At 49.4% G+C, this 19,489-nt stretch carries 24 protein-coding genes; 20 read left to right on the top strand and 4 right to left on the bottom strand.

Annotated elements, in window-relative coordinates:
• Positions 1-5 precede the first annotated feature (5 nt).
• A complete protein-coding gene (locus OXG87_03150) occupies positions 6-845 on the bottom strand; it encodes a phytanoyl-CoA dioxygenase family protein (GenBank protein MCY3868526.1) in 840 nt (279 codons plus the stop codon).
• A 178-nt stretch (positions 846-1,023) separates the two neighbouring features.
• Here OXG87_03150 and OXG87_03145 point away from each other — a divergent pair, with 178 nt between their 5' ends.
• The 7 genes from OXG87_03145 (at position 1,024) to OXG87_03115 (ending at position 7,183) form a co-directional block, all read left to right on the top strand.
• Complete coding sequence (locus OXG87_03145) at positions 1,024-2,112, top strand: sialidase family protein (protein ID MCY3868525.1); 1,089 nt, start codon at positions 1,024-1,026, stop codon at positions 2,110-2,112.
• Positions 2,113-2,131: 19 nt separating this feature from the next.
• Positions 2,132-3,751 (top strand): fumarate hydratase, encoded by a 1,620-nt coding sequence (locus OXG87_03140; protein MCY3868524.1) that lies wholly within the window; start codon positions 2,132-2,134, stop codon positions 3,749-3,751.
• 11 nt (positions 3,752-3,762) lie between these two features.
• Positions 3,763-4,575, top strand: coding sequence for a hypothetical protein (locus OXG87_03135; protein MCY3868523.1), 813 nt, complete (start codon positions 3,763-3,765; stop codon positions 4,573-4,575).
• Between the two features lie 334 nt (positions 4,576-4,909).
• The gene (locus tag OXG87_03130; protein MCY3868522.1) at positions 4,910-5,095 is read left to right on the top strand and encodes a hypothetical protein; all 186 of its coding nucleotides are present in this window, start codon (positions 4,910-4,912) and stop codon (positions 5,093-5,095) included.
• A 58-nt stretch (positions 5,096-5,153) separates the two neighbouring features.
• Entirely contained in the window at positions 5,154-5,456 is a 303-nt protein-coding gene (locus tag OXG87_03125; GenBank protein MCY3868521.1) for a hypothetical protein, read from the top strand.
• Positions 5,457-5,480: 24 nt separating this feature from the next.
• Positions 5,481-6,395, top strand: coding sequence for a nucleoside hydrolase (locus tag OXG87_03120; protein MCY3868520.1), 915 nt, complete (start codon positions 5,481-5,483; stop codon positions 6,393-6,395).
• A gap of 38 nt (positions 6,396-6,433) precedes the next feature.
• Entirely contained in the window at positions 6,434-7,183 is a 750-nt protein-coding gene (locus tag OXG87_03115; protein MCY3868519.1) for a sugar phosphate isomerase/epimerase, read from the top strand.
• Positions 7,184-7,267: 84 nt separating this feature from the next.
• Here the strand turns inward: OXG87_03115 and OXG87_03110 are convergent, their stop codons facing one another.
• The 3 genes from OXG87_03110 to OXG87_03100 all read right to left on the bottom strand — a co-directional run bounded on the left by OXG87_03110 (position 7,268) and on the right by OXG87_03100 (position 10,773).
• On the bottom strand, positions 7,268-9,691 hold the full coding sequence (locus OXG87_03110; protein MCY3868518.1) for a leucine-rich repeat domain-containing protein: 2,424 nt from the start codon (positions 9,689-9,691) through the stop codon (positions 7,268-7,270).
• A gap of 81 nt (positions 9,692-9,772) precedes the next feature.
• Complete coding sequence (locus OXG87_03105; GenBank protein MCY3868517.1) at positions 9,773-10,462, bottom strand: redoxin family protein; 690 nt, start codon at positions 10,460-10,462, stop codon at positions 9,773-9,775.
• Positions 10,463-10,497: 35 nt separating this feature from the next.
• Positions 10,498-10,773, bottom strand: a complete 276-nt coding sequence (locus OXG87_03100; protein MCY3868516.1) for a hypothetical protein — start codon at positions 10,771-10,773, stop codon at positions 10,498-10,500.
• A 218-nt stretch (positions 10,774-10,991) separates the two neighbouring features.
• On the opposite strand from OXG87_03100, the gene OXG87_03095 reads away from it, so the two are divergent.
• The 13 genes from OXG87_03095 (at position 10,992) to OXG87_03035 (ending at position 19,452) form a co-directional block, all read left to right on the top strand.
• On the top strand, positions 10,992-11,174 hold the full coding sequence (locus tag OXG87_03095) for a hypothetical protein (protein ID MCY3868515.1): 183 nt from the start codon (positions 10,992-10,994) through the stop codon (positions 11,172-11,174).
• Positions 11,122-11,571 carry a hypothetical protein gene (locus OXG87_03090; protein ID MCY3868514.1) on the top strand — a complete coding sequence of 150 codons (450 nt, stop codon included), beginning with the start codon at positions 11,122-11,124 and terminating at the stop codon, positions 11,569-11,571. Before OXG87_03095 ends, OXG87_03090 begins: the two co-directional genes overlap by 53 nt.
• Before the next feature lie 178 nt (positions 11,572-11,749).
• Positions 11,750-12,241: an NUDIX domain-containing protein gene (locus OXG87_03085; protein ID MCY3868513.1), complete on the top strand. Its 492-nt coding sequence runs from the start codon at positions 11,750-11,752 to the stop codon at positions 12,239-12,241.
• A gap of 32 nt (positions 12,242-12,273) precedes the next feature.
• A complete protein-coding gene (locus OXG87_03080; protein ID MCY3868512.1) occupies positions 12,274-13,080 on the top strand; it encodes a methyltransferase domain-containing protein in 807 nt (268 codons plus the stop codon).
• 70 nt (positions 13,081-13,150) lie between these two features.
• Positions 13,151-14,167, top strand: a complete 1,017-nt coding sequence (locus OXG87_03075; GenBank protein ID MCY3868511.1) for a hypothetical protein — start codon at positions 13,151-13,153, stop codon at positions 14,165-14,167.
• Positions 14,168-14,216: 49 nt separating this feature from the next.
• Positions 14,217-15,107 carry a phosphotransferase gene (locus OXG87_03070; protein MCY3868510.1) on the top strand — a complete coding sequence of 297 codons (891 nt, stop codon included), beginning with the start codon at positions 14,217-14,219 and terminating at the stop codon, positions 15,105-15,107.
• 12 nt (positions 15,108-15,119) lie between these two features.
• Positions 15,120-15,602, top strand: a complete 483-nt coding sequence (locus OXG87_03065; GenBank protein MCY3868509.1) for an HAD-IIIA family hydrolase — start codon at positions 15,120-15,122, stop codon at positions 15,600-15,602.
• Between the two features lie 57 nt (positions 15,603-15,659).
• Positions 15,660-15,860 carry a DUF433 domain-containing protein gene (locus OXG87_03060; protein MCY3868508.1) on the top strand — a complete coding sequence of 67 codons (201 nt, stop codon included), beginning with the start codon at positions 15,660-15,662 and terminating at the stop codon, positions 15,858-15,860.
• Positions 15,861-15,907: 47 nt separating this feature from the next.
• On the top strand, positions 15,908-16,621 hold the full coding sequence (locus OXG87_03055) for a methyltransferase domain-containing protein (GenBank protein MCY3868507.1): 714 nt from the start codon (positions 15,908-15,910) through the stop codon (positions 16,619-16,621).
• 133 nt (positions 16,622-16,754) lie between these two features.
• Positions 16,755-17,270, top strand: a complete 516-nt coding sequence (locus tag OXG87_03050; GenBank protein ID MCY3868506.1) for a GrpB family protein — start codon at positions 16,755-16,757, stop codon at positions 17,268-17,270.
• The gene (locus tag OXG87_03045) at positions 17,264-17,722 is read left to right on the top strand and encodes a GNAT family N-acetyltransferase (GenBank protein MCY3868505.1); all 459 of its coding nucleotides are present in this window, start codon (positions 17,264-17,266) and stop codon (positions 17,720-17,722) included. The genes OXG87_03050 and OXG87_03045 overlap by 7 nt, the downstream gene beginning before the upstream one ends.
• Positions 17,723-17,785: 63 nt before the next feature.
• On the top strand, positions 17,786-18,373 hold the full coding sequence (locus OXG87_03040) for a hypothetical protein (GenBank protein MCY3868504.1): 588 nt from the start codon (positions 17,786-17,788) through the stop codon (positions 18,371-18,373).
• Positions 18,374-18,417: 44 nt separating this feature from the next.
• Complete coding sequence (locus tag OXG87_03035; GenBank protein ID MCY3868503.1) at positions 18,418-19,452, top strand: C45 family autoproteolytic acyltransferase/hydrolase; 1,035 nt, start codon at positions 18,418-18,420, stop codon at positions 19,450-19,452.
• The last annotated feature ends 37 nt before the right edge of the window (positions 19,453-19,489 follow it).

Genomic DNA, 19,489 nt, shown 5'->3' with positions numbered 1-19,489 from the left:
TCTCCTTACTTGCGTTCCCATCGGCTGGGATTGATGCCAGGCGCATAGCTGGCCATGTTGGATGGTTTGTTGCCCCCTTCGGGGGTCCAGTGGCGGGTGTTGCGGTCGCCGAAGAAGGGCTTCACTGCATCGGGCAGCGCAGCGACGGCCTGCGGATCCCACGCCTCAACTTTCTGGACAGGACCTGCCCAGGCCGGGCGATAAGCAATAGCCAGCATCGAGCGGGGCCAGTCGCCAACATTGGGGAAGTTGCCGTGGAAAACCTTGTGGTTGATGAACATCGCAGAACCGGCTTTTGCGGGAACCAGGACCTCCTCTGGATGGGACTCGAAGCGCTGGTAGGGATTGCCGTCTGCGTGCATGGAAAGGTGCGATCGGGGAATTACGCGAAATGGAGAGACTTCCGGGGTCAGGTCGTCCAGATAATACAGCACCCGGACCATGACCGGTACGCTACCCAGGTAACCAAAGATACGCGAACCGTAGGGTTGACCGTCCGTATGGAGGCTAATGCCGGGGTGCCCTGGCTCTGAGCGGGCATAGCCGTAATGCGACAGGATGATATCCTCCCCCAGGAGTTCCCTCAGAAAGGCGACCGTCGGGGGATGGGCGATGAGGTCGGTGATTTCACCGCCGAAGAACTGGATGTCACTCCGTCCCCTCTGGTGAATACTGTAATCCACCGGGGTGGTTTCCAGGCTATCGGTTATCGCCTTGAGCCGGGCCAGATGCTCGGGTGTCAACAGATCGGGGATCAGAAGATAGCCCTCGACCTCAATCTGGCGAATGCGTTCGCCCGAAGTCAGGGCGGACCAGTCGCGGTCATCGATACGTGGAGCAGACATATTGCCTCCCTTGTGGTTTCCGAAAAAACAATATAAGGTCTGTACTGCTTTCTACAAGCGGAATATGTTCCAGGTGGTTCATCTCTCTCAACCCATTCGCAATTTTTTGGCTTGTTCTTTATCTTTTTATAGTATAATTATATCCCAATAAAAATCCCCAACATAAACGGAGCGTCACATGATAGACAAAACCCACCTCTTTGAAGGTCGGACAAACGGGTATCACATCTACCGCGTACCTGGCATTCTCTGTACACAAAACAACATCCTCCTCGCCACGGCAGAGGCGCGACGTGGCAGAGGCGGCGATTGGGACGGCAATGACGTAGTCCTGCGGCGCAGCGCAGACAATGGTCAGACCTGGGACTCACCCACCGTTGTCGCTCGTTGCGACACATATGGCGAAGGCCCCATCAGCAACTTCGTCATGATCTTCGATCGCAAAGACGGCGCAGTACACGCCCTCTATTGTCACAACTACGCCCGCGTCTTTTACATGCAAAGCAAAGACGGCGGCGCCACGTGGTCCGACCCCACTGAAATCACAGATGAACTCACACCCTTCCGCGAACAATATCCCTGGCGCGTCATCGCCACGGGACCCGGGCACGGCATTCAACTTCAAAACGGACGCCTCATCGTACCCATCTGGATGTCGGACGGCGGCGGCACGGAATTTGGTCCGGGCAAACTCGGGCATCGCCCCTCCACAGTCGCGGGCATCTACAGCGACGACCACGCACAAACATGGCAGCGCAGTGACATTATCGTGCGCACAGAAGGCGAATACATCAACCCCAGCGAAACACTCCCCGTTGAACTCAACGACGGGCGCGTCTTATTCAACATCCGCACAGAATCCAAACGCCATCGCCGCCTCATCACCACCAGCCCCGATGGCGCGACCAACTGGTCAGAGCTAAAATTTGACGACGCCCTGCTCGAACCCGTGTGCATGGGCAGCATCCTCAAACTCCAAAACGGCAACATCATTTTTGCCAACCCCGACAACCTCGAACGCGAATTTACCAGACCTGGCCGCGTCTCTTATGACCGCAAACGCATCACCGTCAAAATGAGCACCGACGACTGCCAGACCTGGCCCGTCTCCAAAATCCTCGAACCGGGGCCCTCGAGTTATTCCGACCTCGCCCAAACAGCCGACGGCACAATATGCTGCATATACGAAAACCAGACCTTCACGCGACAAAACGACACGCGATACGTCACCGTCGCCCGCTTTGACCTCGAATGGCTGGAACAATAAAGCCAAAAGAAAGGGAAAAATGGACACCTACGAACACCGCGAAATGATCCCTCTGGGAGAAGATGAAACCCCCTACCAGTTGCTCACAACCGATTATATCTCAACGGGGCAATTTGAAGGCCAGGAAATCCTCAAAATCGAACCCGAGGGCCTGACCATGCTGGCGGACCGCGCCATTCGAGACAGCGCGCACCTGCTCCGTCCCGCACACTTAAAACAACTGACCAAAATACTCGACGACCCCGAAGCCTCGGACAACGACCGCTTTGTCGCCATTGAAATGCTCAAAAATGCCAACATCGCCGCAGGCGGCGTCCTCCCCATGTGTCAGGACACGGGCACAGCCATCATCATGGGTAAAAAGGGCAATCGCGTGTGGACCGACGGCAGCGACGAAGCCGCACTCGCACACGGCATTACCAGAGCCTTTCTGGAAACAAACCTGCGCTACAGCCAACTGGCACCACTCGACATGTTCCAGGAGGCAAATACAAAAACCAACCTGCCCGCCCAAATCGAGATCTATTCCGAGCAAGGAGAAACTTACAAATTCATGTTCATGGCCAAAGGCGGCGGATCTGCCAACAAAAGCCTGCTCTATCAAGAAACCAGAGCACTGCTCAATCCCGAACGCCTGCGCGACTTCATCGACCAGCGCCTGCGCGAACTCGGCACAGCCGCCTGTCCACCCTATCACCTCGCCCTCGTCATCGGCGGCACCTCCGCAGAATACACCCTCAAAACCGCCAAACTCGCAAGCGCCAAATATCTCGACACCCTGCCCACGCAGGGCAATGAATACGGCCAGGCATTCCGCGATCTCGAAATGGAAAAACAAGTCCTGGAAATGAGCCACGAACTCGGCATTGGTGCGCAATTTGGCGGCAAGTACTTCTGCCACGACGTGCGCGTTATTCGCCTGCCTCGCCACGGCGCATCGTGCCCCGTCGGCATTGCTGTATCCTGCTCTGCCGACCGACAAATTTTAGGAAAAATAACGCGCGAAGGCATCTTCCTCGAAGAACTGGAAAGCGACCCGGCAAAATACCTCCCCGAAGTCGATGAAGAAGCCCTCAGCGGCGACGTCGTAAAAATCGACCTCAACCAGCCCATGGACAAAGTGCGCGAAACCCTCAGCAAATATCCTGTCAGCACGCGCCTATCCCTCTCTGGACCCATGATCGTCGCACGCGATATTGCCCACGCCAAACTCCAGGAACGCATAGACCGCGGCGAAGGGCTTCCGCAATACTTCAAAGACCTGTGCGTCTATTACGCAGGTCCCGCCAAAACACCCGAAGGATACGCCTCCGGCTCATTTGGTCCCACAACCGCAGGGCGCATGGACAGCTACGTCGATTCATTCCAATCAGAAGGCGGCAGCATGATCATGCTCGCCAAAGGCAATCGCTCGCGGCAAGTAACAGAAGCGTGCAAAAAACACAGCGGTTTTTACCTCGGCTCCATCGGCGGTCCCGCCGCCCGCCTCGCCAAAGACGCCATACGCAAAGTCGAATGCCATGAATATCCCGAACTCGGCATGGAAGCGATATGGCGCATCGAAGTCGAAAACTTTCCCGCATTCATCGTCGTTGACGACAAAGGCAACGACTTCTTCTCGGGATTTATGCGTCCATAGAGGAGCAACACATGCGATACGCAAACATAGGCAGCGTCAGCGTCTCGGGCCTTTGTATTGGCGGCAACCCGTTCAGCGGATTTTCGCACCAGACCAGAGAACGCAGCAAAGAAATGACCGATTATTACACCCCCAGGCGCATTAAAGACACCTGGCGACAGGCAGAAGAACTCGGCATCAACACCTTCTTTGGGCGCACCGACGACCACATCATGGGACTCCTCAAAGAATACTGGGATGAAGGCGGCAGCATCCAGTGGTTTGCGCAAGTATGCATCGAACGCGGCAAACCCGATGCCTGGCGCAAATGGCTCAGAGCATCCATCGAACTGGGCGCAAGCGGCACCTATATCCACGGCGGCGTAGTCGATAACTGGTACGCCACAGAACAGTGGGACAATTTTTACGAAGCAATCGACATCATGTGCGAAGCGGGCGTCGCATCTGGATTTGCAGCCCATCAACCCGCGGCACACGAATGGGTGCGCGACAACCTCGACCCCGACTTCCAGATGTGCAGCTATTACAACCCCACGGACCGCTCTCGCAGCGCGCACCACAGTGACGAAGGCGAAAAATGGGAAGAAAAAGACCGCGCCAAAATGCTCGGCGTAATCGCCACCATCCTCTGTCCCGTCGTACACTACAAAGTCTTCGCAGGCGGCAACAAACCCATCCTCGAAGCCTTTGAAACCATGGGCAAAGCCATGCGCGAAAACGACGTAGCCCTCGTCGGCTTCTTCCTCAAAGACAACCCCGACATGATGCGAGAAGACATCGCGCTCTTTGAGGAATATGTTGAGGGTGTAGCCGTGCTTGCATAGGGATAGTTATTTGAGGGGTGTGTATAATTCATTTGTTGTGGTACAACGACGTATAGAGTTTTTTCTATTATTTTACTTTTCATGCCTTCGGCGACCTACTTTTTTTCAGCAGCAAAAAAAAGTAGGCAAAAAATGCCGCTCTCAATCGCCGAGGGGCTGGCACAGCGCAAATCGTTTCTGTGGTAATACGACCTGATGTGGCCTGCACAGTTATAACGGCAGAAAGATGTTCCCTGCGAGACGGACTCACACGCTGTGCTTAATGGTTTTAGCTAATCAATTTGGCTAATCAATTATTGGTTGTATGTCGTTTTTGATTTGGGAGTATTTGAAGATGTCTGACGAAATCATCAAAGAACTCTGGCAGGTCAAAGACAGCATCGCACAGGAACACGGGTATGATATCGAGGCTCTCGTTACCCATCTCCAAACCAAAAAGCGGACGAAAGGTCAGAAAGTTGTAGATCTGAGTGCCTTGAAAGAGAACGCTAGACAAGGCGCGAGCGAGGAGCCTGGATGAGTTTAATGACCGTCCACTTTAGTAATAGATATTTTACACTATAATCAGGAGAACTACCATGCCTACTGATCAATCCCGCTATTCAGCCGAGGAAACAGCGCGGCGTGGCGATGAAATATATGACCGAGCTATTCGCCCCCATGTAGAAACAACACACTATGGGAAAGTCGTTGCCATCGACATCGACACTGAAAGCTATATCATTGCCGATAATGCCCTTGTTGCATCAGAGCGTCTCCTTAAACAATACCCCAAAGCTGAAATCTGGTGCGTGCGCGTTGGCCATCGGGCACTGCATCGTATTGGCGGACGCCCCCTGAAAATGGATGGTGGCCGTGTCGCTATCCAAGCGGCACCTTAGCTGAATCACTTAAAAAAAATATCCATGAATTTCCCCATCCTCACACATGCCCAGCGCATTGACAGATTAGCACCGCCATCAGGCAAAGTGCGCGTGGTGCTCGACACGGATACATATAACGAAGTCGATGATCAATTCGCCGTAGCACACGTGCTCTTATCGCCCGAGAAAATCTCGGTTGAAGCCATCTATGCCGCGCCCTTTCACAACCAGCGTTCCAGCGGACCGGGCGACGGCATGGAACGAAGCTATGACGAAATCCTTCGCCTCCTCAACCGCTTAAATATCCCCGACAACAACCTCGTATTCCGCGGCTCCACAAACTATCTCACAGAACCAGACACACCGCAAGACAACGACGCCGTGCGCGACCTCATCGACAAAGCCATCGCATCTCATGACCCGCTCTACGTCGCCGCCATCGGCGCCATAACCAACGTAGCCTCCGCCATCCTACTCGAACCTGAAATCATCAAACACATCGTCGTCGTCTGGCTTGGCGGACACGAACACAGTTGGGCAAACACCCTTGAATTTAACCTGCGACAAGACATCTTTGCCGCGCGCATCATCTTCGACAGCGGTGTACCCCTCGTCCAGATCCCCTGCCGCAATGTCGCCTCTCATCTCCTCACCACACTGCCCGAACTCGAAACCCATGTGGCGGGCAAAAGCGCCATAGGCGACTTCCTCACCGAAACCGTACGCGGCTATCACAAAGACCACTACGCCTGGGCAAAAGAAATCTGGGACCTCTCCGCCACCGCGTATCTCGTCAACCCAAACTGGGTCACAACCCGGCTGGTACACAGCCCCATACTCACCGATCAAATAACCTGGAGCCATGACCCCAGTCGGCATTTCATGCGCGTAGCTACACAACTCAACCGCAACGCCATCTTCGCCGACGTATTCAAAAAATTGGAAAAAGCTGGTTAGACAGTATCATTCATCACACCCAACACAAGGAGTTTTACATGAGTGCAGCACTGGATTACGGAGTCCAAAGTTTTTGCTTTCGCTACTTCAAAGACAACGCCGACGTCGCCCAAAAAGTAAAAGACATCGGCCTCGACAAAATCGAAGTCTGCCAGGCCCACGCCGACTTCAAAAACCCCGACGCCTGGAAAGACATCGTCAAAACCTACAACGACGCGGGCGTATCCGTCATCTCCATCGGCGTACAAACCTTCACGGGCGACCCCGCTGAAAAATCCTACTTTGAATGCGCCGCCATTGCCGGCGCCAAACACATCTCCTGCCACTTCCAGCTCGAATCCTATCCCAAAGCCATCACACAGGTACGCGCCTGGAGTCGGGCATACGGCATCCGCGTGGGCATACACTGTCACGGCGGATATCACTTTGGCGGACAACCCGGCGTCCTCAAACACCTCATCGGCCTCGGCGCGCCCGAAATTGGCCTGTGCATCGACACAGCCTGGGCCTTGCAAATCGGTCCTCGCCAGGGCAACCCCGTCAAATGGACAGAAGACTTCGCCGGACAAATCTACGGCATCCACTACAAAGACTTCGTCTTTGACCCCAACGGCCAATGGCACGACACCGTCGTCGGCGAAGGCACACTCGACCTCCCGGCCTTTGTCGCCGGTCTCGAAAAAAGCGGCTTTGATGGCATGGCCGTCATCGAATACGAAGCCGACGTCGAAAACCCCGTCCCCGCCCTGACCCGATGCGTCGAAACCATGCGCGCATTGGCTGGCTAACCGCGTCAATCTATCAACAAAAAAGAGCGAGCCTTTTTTAGACTCGCTCTTTTCATTACAGCAATCCTACACCAAGACAGACACTCATTTTGAGTTGATCACACCCTCCCATTCCTCAATCCCCAACAATTCCATCATCTCGCGGGAAATGTCTTGTTCTATCTTCGCCACTGCGGGCTTCAACGCGCCAAAGCGCACCTCAACTCCTCTGCTCTGAAGGGTTGGAATATGCGCATTGATTGATGTAGTATTCAACGGATTATTCCGTACATCAACCTGATCTCCACTGCCCAATCCCGTATTTGCGACCAGGGGCGAAAGATCCGAGACGTTGTTGCTGGAAAGAGACAGCGACCTCAGGCTGGTCAAGCCGGACAGTACAAATATATCCGAGATGTTATTGCCGTAAAGAAACAGCGATATCAGGCTGGTCAAGCCGGATAATGAGGACACATCCGAGATGCTGTTGTTGGCAAGAGTCAGCGAGGTCAGGCTGGTCAAGCCCGACAGAGGTGTGATGTTCGAGATGTTGTTGTTGTCAAGAGTCAGCGATAGCAGGCTGGTCAAGCCGGACAGTGAGGACACATCCGACATGCTGTTGCTGCGAAGAAACAGCCGTATCAGATTGGGCAAGCCGGACAGTGAGGACACATCCGAGATGTTGTTGGCGGAAAGCCCCAGCCATGCCAGATTGGTCAAACCGGACAGTGAGGACACATCCGAGATGTTGTTGTTTTCAAGATACAACTGTTCCAGATTGGTCAAACCGGACAGGGGCGAGAGGTCAGAGATGCTGTTGTTGAAAAGAATCAGCCGTTCCAGCCTGGTAAATCCTGAGAGTGCAGACACATCCGAGATGCCGTTGTTGTCAAGATACAGCCGTTCCAGTCTGGTCAAGCCCGATATGGCATCCGATAGTGCAGAAAGGTCTGAAATTGAGTTGCCGCTAAGATCCAGCCTTGTCAGGCTGGTCAAGCCCGATAGAGGCGAGAAATTGGAAATATGGTTACTATTAACATACCCCACACGAGACACAAATTCTGTGCCGAGGTTCAAACTCGTCAGACTGGTTGCCAACTCAAGCCCGGTCAAGTCCCTGATGTTCGCGTTCGGAGCTTCAAGTTCTGACAAAAATGCCATCTCAAAATCGGTGATCGGGATATCTGATGCCTTGCCCATAGCGGTCTTAATCGCCGCACGCAAGTTGGCATCCGGTATATCTGCTTCTGACAGGTTGGACAGACGCGCCAGTACTGACCTGTCCCTGATCATAGTATCGTCGTAAAGAAACAGCACTGACAGGTTGATTAAGCTTGATAGAGGTGTGATATCTGAGATACTATTATAGGAAAGATTCAGCGTTATCAGATTGGTCAAACCCGACAACGGCGAGATATCTGAGAAGAAATTGCCGGAAAGAATCAGCACTGACAGGTTCGTCAAGCCCGACAACGGCGAGATATCTATGATGGTATTATAGGAAAGATTCAGCGTTGTCAGATTAGTTAAGCCCGACAGAGGTGTGAGGTCCGAGATACTATTATCGGAAAGAATCAGCACTGACAGGTTCGTCAAGCCCGATAGAGGTGTGAGGTCTGTGATGATATTAGCGGAAAGGTTCAGCGATGTCAGACCAGTTGCAAATTCGAGTCCGGTTAAATCGCGAATATCCGATGTCGATGCCTCAAGGCTTGTCAAAATCGCCATCTCTGCCCTGCTGATCGACGCACCACTCGCCTTACCCAGTGCGAACTCGATTGCTGTGCGCAGATTCGCATCCGGAATGGCAACCGGCGTTTCCATTCCACCGCCACCATCGTTAGACGTAGATACCTCTTTGCCAAAGCTACTGCTAAAGAGCAGAAAATCGCCAAAGTCAATCGCGCCGTCGCTGTCCAAATCGTACTTCGCTTCATATCTCCCATCCCCCTGACGTGCCCCAAACTGACCCGCAAACGCCAAAAAGTCGGAAAAATTAACCACACCATCTCCGTCGAAGTCCGATGTAACGGCTTGAAACTGTAACGCAATGCGAATATCCAGATTCACAGTCTCAAATTGCCCATCCCGACTGAGTTCTGCACGCACCAGCCGAATCGCCGTGCCTGAAAATCCAGCCGTTGTGCGAAAGCGAACTGTACCCACCAGACCGCTATTGGCAGTTGCTTGACCACCCAGAGATGCAATGCCTATTTCGACAAAACCTGTACCTTGCTCTGGGAGAGCCTGAGCATTGGGCAACACATCGCCTACCTCAAACCCCTCATACACAACCTGCGCGGCATCGTATTCAAAGCGCGCAGCAAGGCCGTTCGCATTCTGAATACCTGTGCCAAATATCTGAATGGCAATAACCTGATCCGCGGACACATTGAGGGACGTGACCGCCTGGTCTCCCGCCGCACCATTTACATCTACCGAAACGGAAAAGCTATTCTGCGCCAAAAGAGACATCGGATATATCAAAAGCGCGAATGTCGATAAGATAAACAGAATCGTTTTACGCATCGGTTTCTCCATTACAAATGCCTTTCGATTAAAGCTGACCACTGATAGCTTGTTTTCCTGACTGCTGATCGCTGACTGCCTTTAATTATTGATCGCCTGTCGCGTCGCTTCCAGGAACGTTTCGTATCTTTGAGGACCTCCGCGCAATACGCGAACAATCACACCTTTGGCGTCAATAAAAAATGACCTGGGAATACCAGTGTTCTCATACGCATTGTTCACTTCTCCCGCCGAGTCGAGAACAAAAGTCCAGGTGTAGCCATATCTTCTGATAAAACGCAGTTCCTGGATGCGTGTTTCGCGTGTGCCAACGCCGACGATCTGGATAGAATCGCTCATCGTATTTTGCAACTTTTGCATGTCGGGCATTTCGGCAACACAGGGACCACACCAGGTTGCCCAAAAGTTGAGGAATACGGGTTTGCCGCGCTGTTCATAGAGATTGAATCGCTCACCAGTAAGAGTACTCAGCGTAAAGTCGGGAGCTTGCATCCCAACTCGAATGCCAACGGGAGCGTCGGTAGTTGGTGGAGGGGTTGTGATTGTCTGCCCGTAGAATTGGGCAAAAATGACAAAGTCCCGAAAGTTGACTGCGCCATCCCCATTCAAGTCAAACTGGGTCTGGGTTGTCCCATATCCCTGTGAAAATGCGACAAAATCGGCAAAATCCACTTTGCCGCTGTTGTTGAAATCGCAATCTGATGCGGTTGGTGCTGCGTGTACATAGGCATGCAGGAGCAGAAAAATCAATGTGAGGACATACTTAAACATGAGCATACCTCCAGAAAATACGAGCATATTCATTTCTATGTAATGATATTATGCGAAATAATTAGCATATAATTTTTAAAAAAATAGCCAATTAAAAACTCGTTGTCAAGGTAGAGTGCGAAATAATCAGCAGTATTTTTGATATCCAGAATGAATGCCCACAACCGGACCATCCACAAACGCTTCTTCTCCCAGCGGCGGACTTGACCCATTTTATCGGAATTCATCTGTTCCGTCGGCATAATTGTAATCACATTATTTTCTTTTATTTCCACTTCCTCAATACCTGCCAACAACTGCCGAGGGATCAAACTCCCTGGGCAGTTACTTTTGTTTTTATCATTTTATTCATGGCTAAAATCCTTATAATATATGGAGGCAGGGATACGATCCATTTTTCGAAGTAGAACACTATACGAGCGTTAGCATAGGTACTACAAATTCTATTGTGGCACTGTGAAAACGGGCATTGTCTTTTGAGAAATTTAATCTATATTTTTTATAAGCCCTGGAATTCCGGAGAAAGCACATGATACAAAAAGTCGTTCGAAAGCGAAACCTGACAACCCATTCCCAGGCAAAAGAAGATCTGGCCTACTGGCTAAGTCGGCCCGCAGAAGAGCGGGTTTTGGCCGTAGAATATCTCAGGCGACAACACCATGGAAGTACAGGAAGACTTCAAAGAGTTGCTCGCGTTATTAAACGCGCATGATGTCGAATATGTGATCGTGGGGGCTTACGCGCTTTCACATCATGGTGTACCGAGATACACCGGGGATCTGGACATTTTAATTCGGGCAGAAACCGAAAATGCGCGACGAATTTTAGATGCTCTGTCTGAATTTGGATTCGGAAATCTGGAATTGACATTGACAGACTTTTCCATGCCCGATCATGTCATTCAACTTGGATATCCTCCCGTGCGTATTGATCTGATTACGTCAATTACAGGTGTCTCGTGGGAAGAAGTAGCAGAAAATAAGGAAACGGGAATATATGGCGGCATTGAGGTCTTTTATATCGGGCGACCTCAACTGGTGAAAAACAAACGTCTTACTGGTCGCCAAAAGGATTTGGCCGACCTGGAGGCACTGGAAGAAAGCGGGTAAAAATCGCCGAAATGTTGTTCCCTATTGTACAAAAGCCTTGCAGAATCTTCTGTAAGGCTTTTTTCGCATTAATCTTTACTCTCCCCTTCCGCGCAATATAGAAACCATCCTGCTGATAGAACTGTCAAAAGATAAATCTCCGTTGTCATTTAAGTATTGAACTGAGGGAATAATCGCAATGGACACACACATCAGAGTCAGCACAAAAGCTCTCATTCTTCGAGACAACGCCATTCTACTCGTGGAATACGATGACGAATCGGGCCTTCACTACAACATGCCGGGAGGCGGTGTAGAGCCGGATGAGACTTTGGAAGAGACACTTAAAAGAGAAGTGCAAGAAGAGACCTGCGCCGAAGTCGAAATAGGTCAGCCGCTCATCATTACGGAATACGAGCCGAAGAGAAACGCATTCTGGGGAGGAATGCGCCACTCACTCACAGTAATCTTCGAGTGCAAGCTCACAGGTGATACAGAACCCCAGATGCCACAAATCCCGGATCCCAATCAAACAGCGGTCAAATGGATTCCCCTCGTTGACCTCGAAAAAGTGGAACTACTCCCACACGTCACAGATCACATTCTGGCCTACGCGAACAAACGGGGAAACCACTACCCAATCTATCTCTGCGAACCCATCAACCCCGACAAAGTGCAGAAATACCTTTAATGCACTCTATTTAATCGGAGATATTGTCAAATATGGACCCATCCATCCTTAATTATTACGGAACCTATTATAATGAAATTGACCGATTCAATGACGGTAGCGGTCGCCTGGAGTACATACGCTCGAAACAGATACTGGATCGGTACTTACCCCAAACCCCTGTCAACATCCTTGATGTCGGTGGTGGTCCAGGCGCGTACGCGTCCTGGCTTGCAGAGAAAGGACACAAAGTCCATCTGGTTGATCCGGTTCCTCGACATCTCAAGGAGGCGGAGGAACGCACAAGAAAACACCCTCTAAAAAGCATCCAGAAGGGAGATGCGCGTAGCCTGAAATGGTCAGACGAAACCCTGGACATCGTCTTGCTCATGGGGCCATTATATCACCTTACGAAGGCCGAAGATCGAAAAAAGGCGCTTGGTGAGGCCAGAAGAGTTCTGAAACCTGGAGGGATCCTATTTGCAGCTGCAATCACGCGATTTGCATCTCTACTTGACGGAGTAAGATCCGGGGCGATCCTCGATCCAGCCTTCCGAGCAATTGTAGCGCGTGACTTAAAGGACGGACAACATCGCAACCCCGACGAAAACAAAGACTACTTTACCACTGCCTACTTCCATCGCCCAGAGGAACTAACTGTCGAAATCACTGAATGCGGATTCACCCAATGCCAGACACTTGCCGTAGAAGGTGCCGCCTGGTTGCTCGGAGATATAAAAGATCAATTGGAAGACCCCGCACGCCGCGAGATACTTCTCGATGCAATACAGAAACTCGAGACAGAGCCATCTCTACTTGGCGCTTCGCCGCATATTATGGCAGTGGCCAGGAAACCTTGAGTACTTTCCCTTGATGGATCATCGTTTTTCTAGGAAGACCATCCCTAACATCATTCAGGGATCAAGAAAAATGCCTTCAGACAAAAAAAGCGGCAATATAGACCCGCGGCTTGCATTGGCTTTGTCCGAAATAGACACCATCGTGCAAGCAACGCCCAATCTAACACTTGATGAAGACTACTTACCCGGGTTTCCAGGAGGAACGAATACAGCTCTTTTTGGCCACCTAAATGGCAAACCCATCGTCTTTAAATATTTCCATAACAAAGACAGAAAGGACCACGAAGAAAAAGTATTGAAACTCTTTCAAAAAACTGGATATGTCCCACAAATTTATCCGATCAAAAACGACTCAGTCCTCATAATCGAACGATTGCCTGGACTGCCATTTTTTATGGTTGAAGAGAATATAAGCCTGGAGGAATGGGAAGGACTTTTTAATCAACTGGGACAGGCAATCGCGAGAATTGTCAACATTGCTCCTGGTGCTGATTTAGCAATTTCTGGAAGACAGGATCTACCGCGTGAACCTGGTTTTGATTACAAATTCTACTGTACTGCAAATTTAGAAACATTCTTTAACACAGTTATAGAAATATCCGCTGGCGTCTTAGAAACGTGTGATTTACCACATCAGTCCCTCTTAGAGAAGTCTCTCAACGATCTACGGACAAATAGAGATGCGATCCTGGCATATCGCAGTTTTATTTTTTTAGATGATTTTCACTATAGCAACATCATCGCCCAGGATTCTACTCTACAAGGATTCATAGATCTGGAGATGTCGCGCTACAGCAATGAAGTCCTGGTTTTGGGATCTGTGATGGCTTCCGTTATACCCAGCCAATTAGAATGCTGGTTATGGATTAAAACGGGATATGAAACTGTTCGCGGAAACAGACTTAATCCCGAAACAATCTACCTATCAGAAATTGTTGCACCATTCAACCGTTGGATTCGGTTTATGTGGTATTGGGGCTGTGACGAGATACCTGCCTGGGTCCAGGAAAAGAATCTCCGAAGGTCAGTCATTCAAGACATTAGGGATGTCGTAAATATCATTGAATTGTTGAAAGCTACATCCTGATATGCTACTGGATCGCAATCCGACATGGCACGGCTTGATAGGTGGGAAAATGCCCCCTTTCCCCGCGGCAGTAGTGCGGGATGTCCTCACTCGTTTTGGGATTGAGAATCCAGTTAGATTAAAAGCATGGCCTTTCGGCCCATTTGACATTCTGGCTGCCTTTGAATATCGCAGCACCCCCTATCTCCTAAAGGGGCGCCACATCGAACAAAGAGGCGTCAAGTCACTGTATAAAACACAAGACATACAAAAGCAACTTCTTCAACTGGGCTTCCCCGTATCAGACTTTATGGCCAATTCTTCCGGCGAAACACTGGTACAGGGTTCCGACTGGCAAAATGAAGAAAACATCTTCTATGAAATTCAGATCATTCTCCCCGGCGTGCCATTTTCTCCTGATACGCACACAGCTCTCTTAGCGGGGAAATTGCTCGGACAACTCCACCTCCTCGGACAGAAAATTCATTCGGACCTCCTGAGCAAGTTTTACTACATTGATACTTTCGTAGATAGATCTCCCAATCAGTTACAAGCATTTCTTCAAGATGATCGGGATTTGCAATCCGGGGAAAGCCAGGAGATCAAAAACTCCATATCGCGATTATCGGATACTTCGACACGTTCTTCGCTTACGCATCGCTTGACACACGGCGACTTCACACCCGATAATCTCCTGATGAATCAGGATGAACTTTTCTTGATCGATAATGACGAACTTGGATTTGGCACTGCGGCGGTTGATGTCGCGTGGGGGCTAACCTATCTATTTGGTCTGGACATCAAATTGGGACATATCTTCCTGAGTGAATACAGAAAACACACCCCCGAATTTGCCGAAAGCGATCTTCTGGCTGTTAAGGATTACTTGCTCGCTTTAAACATACAAGATTACAATGTGTCAGAATTGTTAGATATCCTGCATACATTGCTCTCTATTTAAAGGTTACCCCACATGAGAACGAATCAGGCGGACCAATGCGGCATGTGTAAAGCCCTTTTCCTCGACCTCGGAGGGACTCTCGTTCGGATAGAAGATGATGAAATCTTCACGGACGCAGTTGGAAACGTGGAAATCCTGCCAAATATCGTTGAGGTTCTCAGGCAAAGGGCATCGAACTTCGACGCGATATTTATTATCACAAATCAATCGGGTATAGAAAAGGGAACCTTATCAATCGAGAGTACGAAATCCTTTATCGATCAGGTCAACACTGCAACCGGGGGCATAATCACTGATTACTGGGTCTGCCCGCACATCGAATCACCATATAGAAAACCAAACCCTAACATGATCACTGGCCTTGCCGATAAACACTTTGTCGATGTCAAACAATCAGTCCTGGTTGGAGATACAGAAATTGATCAGCAGGCGGCTCAAAATGCCGGTATTGGTCATTTCATATGGGCACGGGACTTCTTCGAAAGACAAGACTGAATGGATTACGATAGCCTGGACAATGTTGACAAATTTTTGGAATACTGAGGACATACCATGCCTAACTTAGACCGCATTGAAATCAATCCCAAGTTGATGATGGGAAAACCCGTGGTGAAGGGGACGCGCATTCCAGTCGATCTGATTTTGAGAAAACTGGGGGAAGGAGCATCAGAAGACGATTTGCTTGACGCTTATCCCCGGCTCACATTAGAAGATATACGCGCTGCATTGCATTATGCAGCGATAGTCGCCTAATTTTTCCTCATGTGAGGGACTTCTTGCACAAAAGAACGGATTAGACTATGGCAAAATTTGAAGAATCCAGATGGGGCGAAACAGAATATGCCCAAGAATATCAAGATCATTCGCAACACTTTTTACCGGAACGAAATACGCATTTCGAGATACTTGCTTCATTCTACCAGCATTTTGTTCAGAAAAAGCGAGTACTTGATCTCGGATGTGGCGACGGAATTATAAGCGAGAGGCTATTCCTTATAGATCCTCATATCCAACTGGTAGCGGTCGATGGCTCTGAAGAAATGCTTTCAGCCGCCCAAAAGAGGCTTGCCGTATATGACGTGGAAAACTTCATCAAAATGCCTTTCGAAGATATAATCGCAGGCAAAGTAAATTTGGACACTTTCGACTTCATTGTCTCTTGCTTTGCCATCCACCACCTGGAGAAATTACAAAGACGAAGGCTATTTGAAAAAATCTTGAATATGTTAGCACCAAACTCGTACTTTCTGAATATCGATATTGTTTTACCCACAACTGAAACCCTCGAAAACTGGTATTACGACCTCTGGAGAGAATGGATTCAAAAGCATGAGAAGCGAGAAAACCTCTCTAAATCCTTTTCACATATTCCCGATGAAGCGCGTGTTCGTCCAGAGAACTTTTATGATACCTTGGAGAACCAACTTGAGGATTTGCAGATAGTCGGCTTTGAGGAAGTCTCCTGCCATTATCGATATGGGCTTTTCGGAATATATAGCGGAAGAAAGCTCTGACGGCAAAAGACAAAACTGAACACCTGATGAGAGGAAAAACAAATATGAGGCCAGTTGTGGAAACTGGTCCCGTATTGCGTGGCCGTGGCACTAAGGGCTTGCTGGAGATTTATCAACTAAAACGGTTAACACCATGACTGATATTTCTCATCTAAAGTTGATTCCCTACGACCCCTACTGGTGTACGAAGTTTGAAACTGAAAAATTGAAGATAGAAGCAATCTTTAAGGACAAGGCACTTGGTATAGAGCACATTGGCAGTACGTCTGTAAAGGGTCTCATGTCGAAACCGATCATTGACCTGGCTGTGAAGGTTGCAAATCCAGAGATCGCGGATTTGTTCATAGATCCTCTCGCTAAGATAAAGTACCGTTATGAAGAACGGTCTTCTAGTAGCGAAAGACATTTTTTTCGGAAGGGTAACCCCACTGAATTTCACTGCTCAATCTGTTATAAGGACAGAGGTTCATATTGGGAGCGTCAGATTCTTTTTCGTGATTATCTCAGAAATCATCCAGAGGCCTTATCAGATTACCAGGAACTTAAGATTAGGCTTCTTGAGAAGTATCCTACTGGTCGAGGAGGTTATGTATCTGGAAAAACAGAATTTGTCGAGAAAATTCTTATCTTAGCGAGGATAGCATGTTAATCACTGTCCGCGCGGCACAATTGAGTGATTTGCCTCAGTTGGCTAAAATGAATAGCTGTCTCGTGGATGACCAGGGTAGCGAGAATCCATTTTCATTGAAAGAATACGAGGACCGGTTTCGCGAGTGGTTAGATACAAATATATGGACGGTAGATGTATTTCTACATGATGGACAGGTAATAGGCTATTCTGTCTATCAAAAGCGTACCGACTACTATGATCCAAATGAGGCAGTAATTTATATCCGACAGTATTACATCGAACGCTCTCATCGTCGGCTTGGCCTGGGTAAAGCAGCCTTCCAAATTCTGATAGACGCGCGTTTTCCAAAGCATGTGCAATCTATAGCCCTCGATGTCATGGCAACTAACTCAGAAGGCCAGAATTTTTGGAGGAAGATGGGCTTTAACGAATATTTTATCTCGATGAAAAAAGAACTGGAACAAAAGTGACTCACAAGTCGCGCCTATCTTCCGTGAAATACCGCATTCTTTACTGATGAGAGGAAAACAAACATGTGGAATCCGGTTGAGACTCAATTTTACGCCAAACAGAATCCCATTGGCATAATAAACATCGCAGACTTTCAACAAGCGCATACAATCCGAATGTTTGCTGAAGAGCTAAACCTGGCAGTCCGATTCTATAGAATCGGAACACCAGGTGATTTTCTGAAGGTCATCAGTCGTGAACCTGAATTGCCTCCCTGTATCATCATCTGCGGTCATGGGGATGAGAATGGGATTGTCTTCGGGGATTATATGGAGGGCATTGATACATCAATGCTAAAGGACGAGAGCATGCCGCCAGAGAGTATTGAAAAACATGCAAATCTGACTGATCGAATTGTTGTGAATACGTGTTGTGTAGGCGGGACAGACGCAATGGCAAGCGCATTTTTGAAGAGTAAGCCGAGATGCTACATCGGATCTCTGGATTACCAAAATGCCGCGTCAACGACCATCTTCGTGACATTATTTCTGGATCAGTTATTGAAAAAAAATAAGCCAGTGCTGGAAGCGTGGAATCGGGCAGCCTCCTATGATGGTGAAACACGTCACTTTGCTTTTTATGATGCCAATGGACGTCAAAAAATCGAATAAGTTTCATTGCAAACCGCGAAAATGTTATACCCTACCGAAAAATCATGGATACGATACCCCGCATAGTCAGGATAGAAGCCGATGATCCTTATACTGCCGGCATCCGTCTTGGCGAGAGTCTCGGCCGTAGTTTTGGTGCCTACCTTGAAGATTACCTTGCTGCCCGAATTCTGGCAGCGAAGAACTGTGCTAAGTCCTCGGAAACTCATGCTGAAGCGTGGATCAGTTCTCTACCCGAACATATATGTGACAGGTTTCGGGGCCTCTCTGAAGGGAGTGGGATACCGTTCGAGCGCATAGCACATTGGGGTTATCAGGAAATAGCACTCAGTCAGGGCTGTAGCAGCATCATCTGTCGGTCCAAAGGCAAAGTCTGGATTGGTCACAACAACGACACCTTTGTACCCAAGCTATGGGGATATATCACTATCCTGGAGATCAAGGGTCGCATCCCAACCATGTACTTCGGACTTGCGGGAGATATCTGGGCGACCGCTGGAATCAACAAGGCAAAGCTATGGCTACACGTTGACCACTTGAAGGAGACTGATAAGCCAGACAGTAGAAAAGTCGTCCTGCCGACGTATGGCTTCATCGTTGAAGCTCTGGAGACGTGTGAAACCATTGATGATGTGCAGGGCCTCCTGAACAAAATAGACAGGACAGAAGGCATGATCCTGATAGCTGTGGATGGCAAAACGGATGAAGCAGCCGTCTTCGAATGCTCATGTTCCAAATGGAGACTGGAGAGAGTCAAAACGGATTGGGCTGTGAGAACAAACCACGCCGTTATAGGACGAAGGAGCAGAAAGGAAGGAAAACGGCCACGCGACACCTGGAGCAGATACAATCGCCTGGCGCAACTTCTCGAAAACAGCTACAACAGCGGAAGGTCCCCAACACCGTCGGATTTGAAGACATATCTCGCCGACGACGAAGTGGAACGAAGAGACGAGACGTTCGCAACCGCGTATTCAGTCGTCGTGTGCCCCGCTGCCAGCAAGACTGAGTTCACCATGGGCAGACAACCAGCGGCCAGTTGTGGGAACTGGTCTCATATTGCGTGGCCCTGGCACTAAGAACTTGTCAATGACTTATCAACTAAAACAAAGTAAC

This window comes from Gemmatimonadota bacterium (genome assembly GCA_026706845.1).
Classification (GTDB): domain Bacteria; phylum Latescibacterota; class UBA2968; order UBA2968; family UBA2968; genus VXRD01.
This window is presented reverse-complemented; position numbering and strand designations above follow the sequence as displayed.